Genomic DNA, 15,589 nt, shown 5'->3' with positions numbered 1-15,589 from the left:
TCCAATCTGCATATTTATTTAAAAGCAGGCTAAACCCTGCTGCAATCAATGCTATCAGCCATAATTTTTCATAATTAAAAATTCCCGTACAAACATCTGGGTAAATTCGTGTAATCTGTGGGAGAATTAACTAAATTTGCAATTCATTAATTTTAAACATAAATTTTAAACAATGTCAAGAATTCTTACCGGCATTCAAGCCACCGGAACACCACACCTTGGAAACTTGTTGGGTGCGATCATTCCTGCGATTGAGCTATCAAAACAGGAAGGAAATGAGTCATTTTTATTCATTGCGAACTTACATTCACTTACGCAGATTAAAGATGCAAAAGAACTAAAACAAAATACCTACGAAATTGCTGCGGCTTGGCTTGCTTGTGGATTAGATACCGAAAAAACATTTTTTTACAGACAGAGTGACATCCCTGAAACCTGTGAACTTTCTTGGCATTTATCATGTTTTTTTCCTTATCAGAGACTTACTTTAGCCCATTCATTTAAAGATAAAGCAGACAGATTACAGGATGTGAATGCAGGACTGTTTACCTACCCAATCTTAATGGCCGCAGATATCCTTCTGTATGATGCGGAAATCGTACCTGTAGGAAAAGATCAGCTTCAACACCTTGAAATTGCCCGTGATGTGGCGTCAAGATTTAATAATCAGATGGGTGAGGTTTTTGTTTTACCACAGTCTGAACTTCAGGAAGACACCAAATATGTTCCTGGAGTTGACGGTCACAAAATGTCAAAATCCAGAGGCAATATCATCAATATTTTCTTACCTGAAAAAGAACTGAAAAAGCAGGTAATGAGTATTGAATCAGATTCAAAATCTTTGGAAGAACCTAAAGACCCGGAAACCGATAAAACATTTGCTATTTATCAATTGATTGCAACTGCTGAACAGACAGAAGAATTAAGAGCAAAATATTTAGCCGGAAATTTCGGTTACGGTCATGCTAAGAAGGAACTTTTAGACTTGATTTTAGTAAGGTTTGAGAAAGAAAGGGAATTATTTTCTTATTACATGAACAATCTTGATGAGCTGGAAGCAAAGCTTCAGGAAGGAGCACAAAAAACAAGAGTAATCGCTACTGAAACAATTAAAAGAGTAAGGGAAAGTTTGGGAATTTAATTCAACCTTTACATTACAATATATCATGAAGCCTTTCAAATAGAAAGGCTTCTGTTTTTTTATTTTTATCTGATGAAAAATAGAGTTAATAATCCACCTCTTATATAAAAACGATCAGAGATTATTTTTAGAAAGAATAAAATAATGCATCTCATCTTCAAATTCATAAGAAATATTCCAATCCGGATATTGTTTTATGACAGATATAATAATCGACAGCCCAAGTCCGGTTGAAGTATGATCCGAGCTTTGCTTATAAAATCTGTTGAAAATTTTTGACTGATCCAACGCTGTCTTTGATCCCGTATTCTGGAAAATAATCCGGTCTTTTTCAAGAATAATACCAATATACCCGTTTTGATAATTATACTTAACTGCATTTTTCAGCAAATTTGACAATAAAATATTAGCCAGATCAGGATTAAAATCCGTAATGAAGTTTTCCTTTTCCAGGACATTGACTTCAAGCTTTCTGAACTCGATAAAATCTTCATAGTCTTTTAATAAATCATTAAGAATCGTATTAAAATTAACGATCTGAATTTTATTAAACTGACTGTTTTCGATCTTGGAAAGCATTAATAGCGATTTGTTAATCGCCACCATTCTTCGTAAGTCATTTTTCACTTCAACAAAAGAGTTCATACTCTTCTCTTCCAGGTCTTCATTCTGAATAAGCAGATCAATCTTGTTAATAACAATGGCTAACGGCGTCTGCAACTCATGTGAAGCATTTTCTATAAATTGTTTTTGCTGATGAAAAACAAGCTCATTCCGCTCAATCATCTCATCAATTTCAATATTTAATTCTTCAAATTCTTTAATTTTATATTTTTCGGAAATCGGTGGAGAAGTTGTTCCAAACTGATATTTTTTAAGTTTATCTAAAATCAGATAAAATGGACGCATCGCTTTATTCAATAAAAAACCATTGACAAAAACAATACTGATAACCAAAAAGAAATACAGTACAACTAAGGCAATACTCAAGTCATAAATCAGCTCATCTTCCTCTACCGTAGATGTTCTGATGATAAGTTTTCTATACCCTCCAAACTGATCTTTAAACCCAGTTTCTAATACTCTGTATGGCTCATCATCATCGTCATATTCCATATAATAAGTGGTATTATAAAACTTATTTCTGTTATTGTATTCCGACGGAGAAACCTGAACTATTTTAAATTCATTAAAGGCAAACTCTGTATTATTAAGTAATTTCTCATCCTGATAAACAGCCTTTATCAGCTGTATCTTTCTATTTTTCAGTCCGTCATCAACATTATCATACACTTCATCCAGAATGAATGCGTAAAATAAAGCTGCCCAAACCGCAATAATGAGCAGTAAAGCAACAATGAGATATTTTATGGTATAATATTTTAACGAGCTTTTCATTATATTAATTTGTATCCAATACCGTACACCGCCTGAAAATCGGCCTCAGATGCCGAGATTTTTAATTTTTTACGAAGATTTTTAATTTGCGAATAGATAAAATCAAGACTGTCCGCCTGATCAATATAATCTCCCCAAATTGCTTCTGCCAAGGTAGCTTTCTGCAGTGTTTTCTGAGGCTGGATCACGAAATAATACAGCAAATCATATTCCTTACGGTTCAAAACCAATTCTTCACCATTGATTAAAACCTTTCTGTTTTCGGGATAAATATTAATATTTTTATACGTAATTACATTTTCACCATCCTGATTTTTTCTTCTGATGACCGATTTTATTCTCGCCATCAGTTCAGCCAGATGAAAAGGTTTTGCCAGATAATCATCTGCTCCTATTTCCAAGCCTGCAACCTTATCATCTACAGAATCTTTTGCGGATAAAATAATGACAGGATCTTTTTTGTGCATGGCTTTAATTTCCTTCAGCAGATCAATTCCGTTTCCATCGGGAAGCATGATATCTAAAAGAATACAGTCATACTCATAAGAAATAATTTTATCCAGTCCGGAACGATAATCTTCAGCATATTCTACGATAAACTGTTCCTCTTCAAGGAATTTCTGAACAATATTTTTAAGTTCCGGCTCATCTTCTATAATTAAAATTTTCATGCGTTTTAATATGAAGTTCTATCAAAGATATAAAATTAAAACCTCCTGCTTGAGGAGGTTGTTGAATATAATTTTTAAGAAGTCGTTTTTACATATCGGCCATCAGCATCAAAAATAAGACTTAACCCATTCATTAAACTGATTTTGTAAGCATTATATTTTTTTTCGATAGATTCAACCAGATTTCCTTGGTGATTCCTTGTCATATGAGACAATATTTTCTTTCTGATATCTTTTGAAGAAAACTTTCTTCCTTTTCCGTTTATTAAATTCCAATTAACCATTTTGCTGAGATTTTGAGTGTTAAACATTAGATTATATTTTTAATTAATCATCAATTTTGGTAAAATTTCCGTTTCTGTCGAATTTCAGATCGATCCCGTTTGAAAGCTCTGCCTTATAAGACCATCTTTCTTTTTCAATTTTGGTGATCAGTGTATTTGGGAAGCTCTTTGCTGCATAGTTTCTGATCTTTGCAGGAATAAATCCATAAGGAAGCTTCTGATGCTTTCCGTCTACTTCTTTCCAGTTTCCAGTACTGTCAAATTCCACTTTTATGCCATTCGCGAGATAGACCTTGTATTCATCCACGCCATAGATCTCTCGGTCTTCAACAGCAGAACCGATGGCAATGCCTTTAAAATTTGTATAAAGAAACGTTTTGGCCGTTTTAGGCAGCTGATTGGGATTAATCGCTCTGTCCTGTCCGTACACGCACCCTGTAATCAAAATCAGGACTACCGCTAATATAATGGTGATTTTAGTTTTTGTTTCCATAATTTTCTACTTTTCGTTGTTATTATGAAACAAAGGTCTATATCAATTTGGGAAAGAATTAGGAAAAACCAGAAGTTTGGTTTAGAAAAATGGTATTGTGAAGATTTTAAACTTAAAGTTTTTTGTTCAGTATTCTCTTTTACATCCTAAAAACAATCCTTGTCAAAGCTTTGAACCTTGACAAGGATGAGATATTATTTTAAAAAAAATTATAGGAAATCTTTAATCTGTAACAAATGTTTAATCGATTTTAAACCTTCCTGTTCTGGGTTTTCATTCAAAACATCAAAGAAGATTACGTCTAATCCGAAATTTTGAGATCCAACAACATCCGCAATCCAATCATCCCCGATCAGAATACTGTTTTCTTTTTTTGCATCAGAAAGATTTAAAGAATATTCAAAAATTTCAGGTCTCGGTTTTCTTACCCCAACAGCATCTGCACTGGTAATTGTCTGAAAATAATGATCAATTTTAGATAAAATACACTTCCTTTCCGTCACTTCTTTAAATCCGTTGGAAATGATGTGTAAAGTATAATGTTTAGCTTTAAGATAATCCAAAATAGATATAGCACCTTCCACCAACTCATTATGATTGAGAATTTTGTCTAAAAAATGCTCTTCGAAGTACATCGATAATTCTAAATCATCTATATCAAAATGTCTGAAGGTATCATAAAAACGATGCTTTCTAAGGTATTCCTTATCAATAATTCCATCGCGAATATCTTCCCAAAGTTTTTCATTGATTTCATGATAAACAGAATGAAAATCTTCAAAATTGATATTATATTTTAAAGTAATTTCTTCCTTTTCGAAAAGATCTTTGATGGTGAGATAAGCGTTTTTACGGTGATCCCAAAGCGTATTGTCGAGATCAAAAAAAATGTGCTGAATTTTCATACAGCACAAAATTAATAATTTTAATTTTTGTTAATCGGATAATTCTTGTTTTTAGTCTTTACAATTTCAAGACCCTTTGAAAAATTTAATAAAAAATCAATCGTTTGTTTTTTTGGTTTCAAAGTTTTCACTTTTAAGGAATCATTTTTTCTCATAGGCGATAAATGTTTTTCCTTAAAACGAGAATTTCCAAAAATTATTATCTATCTTGTTAAGATAATATTATTTTCGTCCATGATTTTTCTCAGGTTAATCAGAGCGTAACGTACTCTGCCTAAAGTAGTATTAATACTCATATCGGTATGATCCGCTATTTCTTTAAAGCTTAATCCGTCAAAAAATCTTAATTTGATAACTTCTTGTTGGTTTTGCGGAAGAAACTGCAACATTCTCAAAAGATCTTCCTGAATCTGGTTCGTCACCAGCTGATCTTCTATATTTTCCGAAGGCTCCCGGATCAAATCAAAAATAGAATATTCATCGGTTTCAAAAGTTGTTTCCGAAACTTTGATGTTTTTTGATTTAGATCTGAAATGGTCAATAATAAGATTATGTGCAATTCTTTTGGCCCAAAGGATGAATTTTCCTTCTTCGTTGTAACGACCTTCTTTCAGCATAACGATAATTTTCATGAATGTATCCTGAAACACATCGTTTGCCAAGTCTTCATCATTAATTTTATAAAAAATGAATGTAAACAATTCTCTCTGATGACGATGAATAAGGGCCGATAACGCCTCTTCGTCTCCTTCCTGATAAAGGGAAATTAGTAAACTATCCGATTTTAATTTCATAACTCTTCTCAATAATAAAAACTTTTGCAGACAAGCATCCTTCTAGATATTTGATCTAGTTATAGCTATAAATACAAAATAATTCTTCAGAGTAAAGTCGGATCAATAGGCAGTACAATTTTTACAGTGGTAAATATAATAAATTTTTAATAACTGTTAAGCTATTATTAATTTTTTACAAGAAAAATTTAAAAAAACTTACTTAAACATGTCGTGAATGAATACGGTAGGGATATTTAATGTAAAATTAACATTTAAGCCTTTCATTTCTTTCCCGTTTAAGTCCCCAATTGGGAAGGCATATCCTCCTGTAAGGTCCAGAATTCCGAAAAGACTGACCCCAATTTTCGGTGCCACATATTTATTTGTTCCTTCTGCCCCCATCAAAAAGTAATAAGAATGGTAAAAATCAACATCTTTTTGAAAGTTGAGCAAAACATCTGCCTGCAGTTTCGGCATGATTGCAAATTGAGAATTGGCAGATCCCATCAATGCTGACGCTCCCAACCTGTAAATAACATCATCATTTTTCAGGAACAGCAATTTCCCTCCAACTTCTCCAAAACTCTGATTCTGGTAGGTATATCCTACACTCACCATCTTATGCACGGTATATTGTGCCTTTGCAAATGTGCTTAAAAGGAATACGGAAAGGATTGCTGTTGCAAATCGAAAATTCATCATCTTTAATTTATTTAAGTGTAAAATTAAAAAAAACTGCCTTACCGAAAAGATAAAGCAGTATTTATTATGTTGAAGAAAAAATTAAATTCCGAAAGCGGCTTTAATTTCATCTACTTTGTCTAATTTTTCCCAAGTAAAGAATTCAAGGCCTGTAAGTGTTAATTCATTCTTGTGCCCTTTATTAAAGGTTTTATCAGCTACATAGTGCTCTCTTCCCATGTGACCGTAAGAAGCTGTATCCTGATAAATCGGATTTCTCAATTTTAAGTTCTGTTCGATAGCGTAAGGTCTTAAATCGAAAATTGTAGAAACTTTTTTAGCAATTTCTCCATCGTGAAGATCTACTTTTGCTGTTCCGTATGTGTTGATATATAAACCACAAGGCTCAGCCACTCCGATGGCATAAGAAACCTGCACCAAAACTTCATCAGCAATACCTGCAGCAACTAAGTTTTTGGCGATATGTCTCGTTGCATACGCAGCACTTCTGTCAACTTTTGAAGGATCTTTCCCAGAGAAAGCTCCACCACCGTGAGCTCCTTTTCCACCATAGGTATCAACAATGATTTTTCTTCCTGTAAGACCTGTATCTCCGTGAGGACCTCCGATAACGAATTTACCTGTCGGGTTGATGTGGTACTTGATCTGATCATTGAATAAAGCCTTAATTTCTTCAGTCTGAAGAGCAACAACTCGTGGAATCAAAATATTTTTGATGTCTTCACGAATTTTGTTCAGCATTTCTTCTTCAGCTCCGAAATCATCATGCTGAGTAGATACTACGATAGAATCGATTCTTACCGGTTTGTGATCGTCAGAATACTCGATAGTTACCTGGCTTTTTGCATCAGGACGAAGATATTTGATTTCAGAATCTTCTCTTCTGATGGCAGAAAGTTCTTTAAGAATAGTATGAGCTAAATCTAACGCCAAAGGCATATAGTTTGCTGTTTCGTTGGTTGCATAACCAAACATCATCCCTTGGTCACCCGCTCCCTGCGCGTTTGCTTTAGCTTCAAATGACTCATCATTTACAGCTCTGTCAACACCTTGGTTGATATCCGGAGACTGCTCGTGAATTGCAGAAATTACTCCACAAGAATCACCGTTGAACATATATTCTCCTTTTGTATATCCAATCCCGTTGATAACCTCTCTCGCGATCGTCTGCACATCAAGATAAGCATCAGATTTCACTTCACCTGCCAAAACTACCTGTCCTGTTGTTACAAGAGTTTCACAAGCTACTTTTGAAGTTTTATCATATGCTAAAAAGTGATCGATTAACGCATCGGAAATCTGGTCGGCAATTTTATCTGGATGCCCTTCTGAAACGGATTCAGATGTAAATAAATAAGACATATTATTCTATTTGTTTTTTAGATTAAAAAATAATTTTGAAGAAAAATAAGAATAATTGCCCAGAAAGCCTAAAAAAGAATACTGTTTTAGCATATTTTTATAGAGGTTGCAATCAGGTCAAATTTTTCCTCGTTCGTAAACGTTGGCAAATTTAAGTACTATTTTTTTAATACTCAAAAATTTTGTTTACTAATTATAATTTTCTTTAAATTAATGATATACTATTGGTTATCAGAAATAAATTATTGTGGTTTTATGCTTACGAATTCCTTCGGGCTTTCATTATAATTAAGCTTTTGCTCTAATGAAGCTTTGATAGAATGTGATAATTCGTCAATAATTTTTTGCTTGAAAGTCGGTTTATAATAAATAATACTGATCTCTCTGTAAGGAAAAGGCTTTTTGAATCTGAAAACATTTCCTTTCTGCTGTTCAGAAAGCTGGCTCAGTGCCAATTCCGGTAAGATACTGATTCCACCCACTTTATCTACCATATGAACCAAAGTCTGTATGTTAGATGCCAAGAAATCCAAGTTCTTAGGCTTCAGCGTATTTTCTTTCAGATGACAGATATTTTCAAACTGATTTCTCAGACAGTTTCCTTCCTCCAGTAACCAGACTTTTTCTACATTAAGATCTTCAGGAACTACATATGTATTCTTTTTATTTGCTTCCGTATTTGAACTGTAGATCATCAATTCTTCGTTGAATAAGAAGTCCTGATAAAACTCATCTGCAGAATCATAGGGTGTAGAAATAATTCCGGCGTCAAGCTCACCTGCTTTTAAAGCTTTGATGATATTATCAGTAGTCATTTCTTTTACATTCATCTGAATTTTCGGGTTTTCTTCCAAAAATTTGAAAATCTCAGTTGGTAAAATAAATGACGATACAGTAGGAATAATTCCAAGATTAATCGTTCCTCCTAAAATATTATTCAAAAGGTTGGCTTTATTCTTCAATTCATTGACAGATTCTATAATTACCTTAGCCTGATCAATGATCTGAAGCCCTACGTCTGTGGTACGGATCGGGTGTGTTGTTCTGTCAAAAACTTTTACATCCAGTTCATCCTCAAATTTCTGGATCATTGCACTTAGCGTAGGTTGTGTAATGAAGCATGCCTGGGCAGCTTTACCAAAATGTTTGTACTTATCTACAGCGATAAGATACTCCAGTTGCTGAATGTTCATCTGATTAATATTATCTATTACAAAGATATAACGTTTTTGTTATTAGCAATCAAAAATTCAAGTAAATTTGATATTTACTACCTTTACATATTACAATTCAAACAATAAATCAATCATTCAAATCATAACTCTATGGATTCTAAAAAATTAACGTTAAGCAGCGGTGCTCCGTATTTTGAACATCAGGATTCTCAAACAGTTGGCCCAAGAGGTCCGGTTCTTTTACAGGACTTTATACTTCAGGAAAACCTTGCCCATTTCGTAAGAGAAAGAATTCCGGAAAGAATCGTTCATGCAAAAGGAAGTGGTGCTTATGGAAAATTCACAGTAACCCACGACATCACAAAATATACAAAGGCTAAATTATTCTCCCGGGTTGGGAATTCATGTAAAATGTTCGCCCGTTTTTCCACTGTTGGAGGTGAAAAAGGGAGTGCGGATACGGCAAGAGATCCACGTGGTTTTGCACTGAAATTTTATACAGAAGACGGAAACTGGGATTTGGTAGGAAATAACACTCCCGTTTTTTTCATTAAAGATGCCAAAAAGTTCCCCGATTTTATTCATACCCAAAAAAGGGTTCCGAAAACCAATTTAAAAAGCGCTACAATGATGTGGGATTTCTGGAGTTTAAATCCTGAATCTCTTCATCAGGTTTTAATTTTAATGTCTGACAGAGGAACTCCACACGGATACAGGCATATGCACGGTTTCGGGTCTCATACCTTCTCAATGATCAATGAAAACAATGAGAGAACATGGGTGAAATTCCATTTTAAAACAAAACAGGGCATTAAAAACTTTAATAATGATGATGCGGTAAAAATGGCAGGAGAAAATCCTGATTTCGCGCAGGAAGACCTTTGCAATGCTATTGAAAACGGAGATTTCCCGAAATGGACGATGTACATTCAGGTGATGACCGAGCAGCAGGCAAGAGATTTCAGATGGAATCCTTTTGATATAACAAAAGTCTGGTTCCAGGGAGATTTTCCATTAATTGAAGTCGGTGAAATGGAGCTTAATGAAGTTCCTGTGAATTATTTCGCCCATGTTGAGCAATCTACTTTCTCACCCAGCAATTTAATCAACGGGATCAGTTTCTCACCTGACAAAATGCTGCAGGGAAGATTATTTTCTTATCCTGATGCTCACCGATACCGTGTGGGTGTAAATTCTCACCAGCTGGAAGTGAACAGATGTCCTTTTGCTACAAATAACTATCAGAGAGACGGGTTTATGGCAGACTCAGGTTATTATCAGGATAAACCGAACTATCACCCGAACAGTTTCGACGAGATCAAACCTGATCCTGCCTATAAAAATTATGAATACGAACTGGATAGCGCACACGTTGCCAGCTACAACAGAAATGAAAGTGATGACGATCATTACACACAGCCCGGCTTACTCTACTCAAAAGCAATGAATCATGAAGATCGCGAAAATCTTGTAAGTAATATTGTCGGAAGCATGAGAGGAATCGACGGACCCAAGAAAGACGAAATCATAAACAGACAATTATGTCACTTTTTTAGAGCAAATATTGAACTTGGCATGAAAGTGGCAGCAAGCTTAAACGTCAATATTGACACCAATATGATGAATCATTCCAAATAAGTATATTAAACAATAATATCAATTAAAAGGAAAAAAAGTTAATATTTTTTCCTTTTTTTTGTAAAAAATTTATAATTTGCAAATGATAATATTTTAAAGTGGAAAAATGAATTACGAAAATATATTATTAGAAAAACAAGATAAAATATCATTAATTACAATAAATAGACCTGAAAGCTTAAATGCATTAAATGCAAAAACTATTCAGGAACTCAGTTCAGCTTTTGATGCATTAAATTCTGACAATTCGTGTAGAGTAATCATTATTACCGGAAGCGGAGAAAAATCTTTTGTGGCAGGTGCTGACATCAAAGAATTCAGTGATTTCGGACAGCAGAAAGCTGAAGAGTTGGCCAGAAACGGTCATAAGAATCTATTCAATAAAATTGAAAATCTGACCAAACCTGTAATTGCCGCCGTAAATGGCTTTGCATTAGGTGGTGGTCTTGAGCTGGCTATGGCGTGCCATATCAGATATGCATCGGAAAATGCTAAACTGGGATTACCGGAAGTGACATTAGGATTAATTCCTGGTTATGGTGGTACTCAGAGGCTTCCAAAGCTTGTCGGAAAAGGTATTGCCAACGAAATGATCTTCTCTGCCAAAATGATTTCAGCGCAAAGAGCTAAAGAAATCGGTTTGGTAAATGAAGTATACCCTATTGAAGAATTATTAACCAAAACAAAGGAATTAGCAAACGTTATTGCCCACAACTCACCAATGGCAATTTCTAAGGCTATTCATGCAGTGAATCTATCAGATACAGATCAGGGCTTTGAAGCTGAAATAAAATATTTCGGTGAAGTTTTTGAACTTGATGATAAGAAAGAAGGAGTTTCCGCGTTCATAGAAAAGAGAAAGCCAAACTTCTAACCACCCCCTTAATACAAATTATTTCGAAAATCTTAATGCTGCGGTATGAATAAGTTTGACAAGGCTTATCTAAAAATGGCTCAGGAATGGGCAAAACTATCCTACTGTGAAAGAAAACAAGTAGGAGCTCTTATCGTAAAAGATAGGATGATCATTTCAGATGGTTATAATGGTACTCCTTCAGGATTTGAAAACTGTTGTGAGGATGCAGAAGGAAAAACCCACTGGTATGTACTCCATGCAGAAGCTAATGCAATATTAAAATTAGCTGCTTCCACTCAATCTGCAAAGGGTGCAACATTGTATTTAACACTTTCGCCATGTAAAGAATGCAGTAAACTGATCTTACAGGCAGGAATTACCAGACTGGTTTATATTAATGAGTATTCGGACGATGATGGGATATCGTTCTTAAGAAACCATGACATCGAAATAGAACAAATATCGGACTGTGAACTAAAAAAATAACACACACAATGACTTGGGATGAAAAAATTAAGGATTTTGAAATCTTTCTTCGTTTCGAAAGAAATTTTTCAGAAAACACTCTCGACGCCTACGTACGAGACATTAAAAAACTAAAAGAATATGCCGTAGAAGATCTGGAAAACGTCGGTCCAGATGCTATAGGCTACGAAAATCTACAAGAGTACATCTTCAATCTTTCCAAACAAAAATTCAGTGAAAGATCTCAGGCAAGATGGATATCTTCCATTAAAGCATTCTTCAAATTTTTGCTGGAGGATGAATATCGTGAAGACAATCCAGCTGCATTGCTTGAAGGTCCTAAGTTGGGATTGTATCTTCCCGACACCTTAAGTTTGCTTGATATCAATAGGATTATCAGCGCAATAGAGGTAGGATCAGATCTTGGAAAGAGAAATCAATGTATCATTGAGGTACTTTACGGATGCGGACTTCGTGTTTCGGAACTGATCGATCTTAAAATTTCAAATATTAATTTTAAAGAACAATATATCAAAGTAAATGGAAAGGGAAATAAAACCCGTTTCGTTCCTTTGGCAGATTATACCGCAGAATTACTGGAGAGCTATATCCAGGAAGTTCGTGCCAACAATAAAATTAATAAGAAATATGAAGACACTCTTTTCTTAAACAGCAGAGGAACCTCTATGTCCAGAGTAATCGTATTCTTGATTATAAAAGAATTAACTGACAAAGCCGGAGTAAGCAAAAAAATATCTCCCCATACCTTCAGACATTCATTCGCAACTCATCTGTTGCAGAACGGTGCAGATCTTCGTTATATCCAGGAAATGCTTGGGCATTCCAGCATTACAACGACAGAAATCTACACCCATTTGAAAACGGAGGAACTTAGGGACGTTATTTTAAGCTATCACCCTCGAAATATCAATATTGCTTAATGAAATTATTGAAATATTGCCCCAGTTGCGGCAAAGAATCTCTACATTGGGACGGCGAAAAAAAATGGAGCTGTCCCAATTGCAATTTCTCATTATACAACAATGTGGCTGGTGCGGTGGCGGTGGTCATCAGATTTCAAGATGAAGTCTATCTTACCCGAAGAAACAGAGATCCCAAAAAAGGAAAACTTGATCTGGCGGGAGGATTTGTAGATCCAAAAGAAAGCGCAGAAACTACCTGCAAAAGAGAGCTTTTTGAAGAGCTTCAGCTTACCGTTGATATTTCCAGTTTAAAATACATTACGAGCCTTCCAAACGTCTATCAGTACAAAGAAATTGATTACAACACCATTGATCTGTTCTACGAATATAATGTTTCGGAAAAATTTGAAGTAAATCTCGAGCTCTCCGAAATTTCGGAAGCCATCTGGATTCCTTTACAAGAACTTAATCTCGAAGATCTCGCTTTTGATTCTCAGAAGGTATTTTTCGAAAACTATTTAAAGAATATAAAATAAACTAAAAACTCTCGCAACATGCAAGAGTTTTATATTTTAATACGTTTTAGATTTCAGCATTTCCTCAAAATAATTGGCAAGCAATTTTCTTTCAGCTGAAGATAAATTGGCTTCTTTGTGATAAACAATATACCCGGGCATAGGCATTGTTTTATTTTGAACGCTTTCCATAGCCCTGTCAAGCATGTTTTCTTTTAACTCTTTACCATAAGTACCCCAAATAGAAAAATTAAGATGCTCCCGCCCCTCGTTTATATGGCTTTTGATAGACCATGAAACAGGTGCAATATGTGCATATTTTGGATAAACCGTCTCGTTGGAGTGACAATCATAGCAAGCCTTTTTTATCAAACCGGCAATCTTTTCGGGGGTTTGCTTTACCTCCACAAAGTTGACTTTATGATCAATTGGTTTATTAACTTTATCAATAGGAATAAATTGTATCAGAGCAAAACCTACAAGGCACCAGAACAATATTTTTTTAGCAGTTTTCATAACTATTTTACAGGCGTCAAAATAGCATTATCTGACTTTATTTCGCGATTATTTGCATCTTGCTTCACAGGTTTCTCCTGAGCAGGATCAGATGGCTTTGCAGATGTTGCCCCTTTAGGCTTATCCAGCGTTCTTGTATCTTTAAGATCCCAGTTCTCATTTGTATCCCATAAAGGTCTTATGATAACCGCTTTATAAAATACAAAAGATTCTTCGGCAAAAACTTCATTCAGGAAGTCTGCTTCATCCCAATATTTGTTATTATTGCTATCAACCAGAATTCTCACAATATATTCTGCTGGTTTTAAGATATCAAATTTCACCTTATTGCCTTTCGTATATTTCTGATAAACAACTTTCTCAGAAGAATCCAATAACTGAATCCAATAGTTCGATGTAGGCGCATTTTCAATCTCAAATGCTACACTGCCATAATTCTCCACTTTATCAGCCTCAAAGTCAAAACGCTTAGACTGAGTATTTTTAGCATAAAATGATGAAACCGTTTCTTTTGGAATAGTAAGCTGGTATTTTTTTCCTTCAACAAAATCTGACTGAATTAAAATCTGATAAGGATTGGACTCTGAAATCTTCGCCGTGAACTGCTGAGTCGTTAAGCTGTCGCTTTTCAGCACCCATTTGTCAGGATCAATTTTATCAAGATAATAATTGGAAAGAATTTTAAAGTCTGATTTTGGAGCCAGTGCATTTCCACCAATGTCATTATTGATGTCCATTACATTTTTAGCATTATACTTATAGAAAAGAGACGCATTATAAAGAGTATCTTTTTTACCGTCGGCATTATATCCAAACTTAAGATTCTCGGTTGAAGTTTGCCCCACATCGCTTTTTACAGCGTCAAACCATATTCTTACTGTATCAGACTTTGGAACATGGGTAACTTTATATTCTTTAATTTTTTCGTTTAGCGGCTCAACTTTTACATTATCCGGCTTCCCTTCAAAAGCCATCAAGACACCACCCGGAGCTTCTTTCATTTCCAGATATTTCAACGGCTTTCTGGATGGATAAAGTTTCAAATTAAGTCCTGAAATTGATTTCTCAACATCCACAGCTTCCTTCTGAAAACCTACCTTTTCTTTTCCGGGATCGTACATTGAATTTCCGTTTTCATCTTCAAAAGCAATGATCTTATATTTACCCGGAGACAAATAATTCAGTTCATAATATCCGTCCTCATCTACTTTGGTGATATAATACGGCTTTTGCTTATAATTGATAGTATCTTTTACCTGATAAAGACCTACAACAAATTTGTTCTCTGTGGTAGCTTTTTTAATAGCCATTGCATCTTTAATCTCCCCACTGATGTACAGGTCATCCAGTTTATCACCTGTTGAAAATGCAAAATTAAAATAACGTAATATATTCGCTTCATTATTATCAACAATAGAATTTCCGAAATTGAAATTATATGTTGTATTGGCCTGTAAGGTATCCGTCCACTGAATTAATACAAACTTATTGGCGATATTTGAAGGAAGAATTCTTTTGATATTTTTAATCGGAGGAGAAATGATCAGATTTTTATTGATATCTTTTAATGTTACATACTCATCAAAATCAAGACGCAGCTCTCTGATATTTCTATTCACATTAATTCTTGTAGAATCAATATTTGAACTTAAAAATTTTGGAGCCAAACTGTCTTTTGTACCACCAACAGGCGATCCTACTCTTGCGCAAGACTGCACAAGAAAAGCCAAAACGAATAATAGAAGAAGTCTTTTCATGAATATGTTTAA

The 15,589-nt window shown here is 34.6% G+C and carries 17 protein-coding genes; 6 read left to right on the top strand and 11 right to left on the bottom strand.

Annotated features, from left to right (window positions below; all coding sequences use genetic code 11):
• Positions 1-172 precede the first annotated feature (172 nt).
• Positions 173-1,141, top strand: a complete 969-nt coding sequence (gene trpS / locus M2373_RS18545) for a tryptophan--tRNA ligase (protein WP_259112740.1) — start codon at positions 173-175, stop codon at positions 1,139-1,141.
• Between the two features lie 114 nt (positions 1,142-1,255).
• Here trpS and M2373_RS18540 read toward each other — a convergent pair whose 3' ends face one another.
• The 9 genes from M2373_RS18540 to M2373_RS18500 form a co-directional block, all read right to left on the bottom strand.
• Positions 1,256-2,539: a sensor histidine kinase KdpD gene (locus M2373_RS18540; protein ID WP_259112739.1), complete on the bottom strand. Its 1,284-nt coding sequence runs from the start codon at positions 2,537-2,539 to the stop codon at positions 1,256-1,258.
• Positions 2,539-3,210 carry a response regulator transcription factor gene (locus M2373_RS18535; RefSeq protein ID WP_259112738.1) on the bottom strand — a complete coding sequence of 224 codons (672 nt, stop codon included), beginning with the start codon at positions 3,208-3,210 and terminating at the stop codon, positions 2,539-2,541. The genes M2373_RS18540 and M2373_RS18535 overlap by 1 nt, the downstream gene beginning before the upstream one ends.
• 74 nt (positions 3,211-3,284) lie before the next feature.
• Positions 3,285-3,494, bottom strand: coding sequence for a PepSY-like domain-containing protein (locus M2373_RS18530; protein WP_259112737.1), 210 nt, complete (start codon positions 3,492-3,494; stop codon positions 3,285-3,287).
• 43 nt (positions 3,495-3,537) lie between these two features.
• Positions 3,538-3,987 (bottom strand): PepSY-like domain-containing protein, encoded by a 450-nt coding sequence (locus M2373_RS18525; RefSeq protein ID WP_259112736.1) that lies wholly within the window; start codon positions 3,985-3,987, stop codon positions 3,538-3,540.
• 209 nt (positions 3,988-4,196) lie between these two features.
• The gene (locus tag M2373_RS18520; protein ID WP_259112735.1) at positions 4,197-4,892 is read right to left on the bottom strand and encodes a YjjG family noncanonical pyrimidine nucleotidase; all 696 of its coding nucleotides are present in this window, start codon (positions 4,890-4,892) and stop codon (positions 4,197-4,199) included.
• A gap of 203 nt (positions 4,893-5,095) precedes the next feature.
• A complete protein-coding gene (locus M2373_RS18515; protein WP_259112734.1) occupies positions 5,096-5,686 on the bottom strand; it encodes an RNA polymerase sigma factor in 591 nt (196 codons plus the stop codon).
• A 198-nt stretch (positions 5,687-5,884) separates the two neighbouring features.
• A complete protein-coding gene (locus M2373_RS18510) occupies positions 5,885-6,370 on the bottom strand; it encodes a hypothetical protein (RefSeq protein ID WP_259112733.1) in 486 nt (161 codons plus the stop codon).
• An 81-nt stretch (positions 6,371-6,451) separates the two neighbouring features.
• Complete coding sequence (gene metK, locus M2373_RS18505; RefSeq protein WP_259112732.1) at positions 6,452-7,732, bottom strand: methionine adenosyltransferase; 1,281 nt, start codon at positions 7,730-7,732, stop codon at positions 6,452-6,454.
• A 242-nt stretch (positions 7,733-7,974) separates the two neighbouring features.
• Complete coding sequence (locus M2373_RS18500; protein ID WP_259112731.1) at positions 7,975-8,925, bottom strand: LysR substrate-binding domain-containing protein; 951 nt, start codon at positions 8,923-8,925, stop codon at positions 7,975-7,977.
• A 132-nt stretch (positions 8,926-9,057) separates the two neighbouring features.
• Between M2373_RS18500 and M2373_RS18495 the strand changes: the two genes are divergently transcribed.
• The 5 genes from M2373_RS18495 (at position 9,058) to M2373_RS18475 (ending at position 13,325) form a co-directional block, all read left to right on the top strand.
• Entirely contained in the window at positions 9,058-10,545 is a 1,488-nt protein-coding gene (locus M2373_RS18495; RefSeq protein WP_259112730.1) for a catalase, read from the top strand.
• A 106-nt stretch (positions 10,546-10,651) separates the two neighbouring features.
• A complete protein-coding gene (locus M2373_RS18490; protein WP_259112728.1) occupies positions 10,652-11,419 on the top strand; it encodes an enoyl-CoA hydratase-related protein in 768 nt (255 codons plus the stop codon).
• 45 nt (positions 11,420-11,464) lie between these two features.
• Positions 11,465-11,887, top strand: a complete 423-nt coding sequence (locus tag M2373_RS18485; protein ID WP_259112727.1) for a dCMP deaminase family protein — start codon at positions 11,465-11,467, stop codon at positions 11,885-11,887.
• An 8-nt stretch (positions 11,888-11,895) separates the two neighbouring features.
• Positions 11,896-12,807: a site-specific tyrosine recombinase XerD gene (xerD, locus tag M2373_RS18480; RefSeq protein WP_259112726.1), complete on the top strand. Its 912-nt coding sequence runs from the start codon at positions 11,896-11,898 to the stop codon at positions 12,805-12,807.
• Complete coding sequence (locus M2373_RS18475) at positions 12,807-13,325, top strand: NUDIX domain-containing protein (RefSeq protein WP_259112725.1); 519 nt, start codon at positions 12,807-12,809, stop codon at positions 13,323-13,325. The genes xerD and M2373_RS18475 overlap by 1 nt, the downstream gene beginning before the upstream one ends.
• Positions 13,326-13,361: 36 nt before the next feature.
• Here M2373_RS18475 and M2373_RS18470 read toward each other — a convergent pair whose 3' ends face one another.
• Both M2373_RS18470 and M2373_RS18465 read right to left on the bottom strand, forming a co-directional pair.
• Complete coding sequence (locus M2373_RS18470) at positions 13,362-13,820, bottom strand: heme-binding domain-containing protein (protein WP_259112724.1); 459 nt, start codon at positions 13,818-13,820, stop codon at positions 13,362-13,364.
• A 2-nt stretch (positions 13,821-13,822) separates the two neighbouring features.
• Complete coding sequence (locus M2373_RS18465) at positions 13,823-15,577, bottom strand: Ig-like domain-containing protein (RefSeq protein ID WP_259112723.1); 1,755 nt, start codon at positions 15,575-15,577, stop codon at positions 13,823-13,825.
• Between the last annotated feature and the right edge of the window lie 12 nt (positions 15,578-15,589).

Origin of the sequence: Chryseobacterium sp. JUb7, assembly GCF_024806495.1 — a bacterium.
Lineage (GTDB): Bacteria > Bacteroidota > Bacteroidia > Flavobacteriales > Weeksellaceae > Chryseobacterium.
The sequence above is the reverse complement of the archived record's forward strand: the minus strand, read 5'-3'. Positions and strand labels throughout refer to the sequence as shown.

Bases quoted from the DNA above. Each gene is read 5' to 3' on its own strand.
- trpS (WP_259112740.1), top strand. From the start codon at position 173: ATGTCAAGAATTCTTACCGGCATTCAAGCCACCGGAACACCACACCTT.
- M2373_RS18540 (WP_259112739.1), bottom strand. From the start codon at position 2,539: ATGAAAAGCTCGTTAAAATATTATACCATAAAATATCTCATTGTTGCT.
- M2373_RS18535 (WP_259112738.1), bottom strand. From the start codon at position 3,210: ATGAAAATTTTAATTATAGAAGATGAGCCGGAACTTAAAAATATTGTT.
- M2373_RS18530 (WP_259112737.1), bottom strand. From the start codon at position 3,494: ATGGTTAATTGGAATTTAATAAACGGAAAAGGAAGAAAGTTTTCTTCA.
- M2373_RS18525 (WP_259112736.1), bottom strand. From the start codon at position 3,987: ATGGAAACAAAAACTAAAATCACCATTATATTAGCGGTAGTCCTGATT.
- M2373_RS18520 (WP_259112735.1), bottom strand. From the start codon at position 4,892: ATGAAAATTCAGCACATTTTTTTTGATCTCGACAATACGCTTTGGGAT.
- M2373_RS18515 (WP_259112734.1), bottom strand. From the start codon at position 5,686: ATGAAATTAAAATCGGATAGTTTACTAATTTCCCTTTATCAGGAAGGA.
- M2373_RS18510 (WP_259112733.1), bottom strand. From the start codon at position 6,370: ATGATGAATTTTCGATTTGCAACAGCAATCCTTTCCGTATTCCTTTTA.
- metK (WP_259112732.1), bottom strand. From the start codon at position 7,732: ATGTCTTATTTATTTACATCTGAATCCGTTTCAGAAGGGCATCCAGAT.
- M2373_RS18500 (WP_259112731.1), bottom strand. From the start codon at position 8,925: ATGAACATTCAGCAACTGGAGTATCTTATCGCTGTAGATAAGTACAAA.
- M2373_RS18495 (WP_259112730.1), top strand. From the start codon at position 9,058: ATGGATTCTAAAAAATTAACGTTAAGCAGCGGTGCTCCGTATTTTGAA.
- M2373_RS18490 (WP_259112728.1), top strand. From the start codon at position 10,652: ATGAATTACGAAAATATATTATTAGAAAAACAAGATAAAATATCATTA.
- M2373_RS18485 (WP_259112727.1), top strand. From the start codon at position 11,465: ATGAATAAGTTTGACAAGGCTTATCTAAAAATGGCTCAGGAATGGGCA.
- xerD (WP_259112726.1), top strand. From the start codon at position 11,896: ATGACTTGGGATGAAAAAATTAAGGATTTTGAAATCTTTCTTCGTTTC.
- M2373_RS18475 (WP_259112725.1), top strand. From the start codon at position 12,807: ATGAAATTATTGAAATATTGCCCCAGTTGCGGCAAAGAATCTCTACAT.
- M2373_RS18470 (WP_259112724.1), bottom strand. From the start codon at position 13,820: ATGAAAACTGCTAAAAAAATATTGTTCTGGTGCCTTGTAGGTTTTGCT.
- M2373_RS18465 (WP_259112723.1), bottom strand. From the start codon at position 15,577: ATGAAAAGACTTCTTCTATTATTCGTTTTGGCTTTTCTTGTGCAGTCT.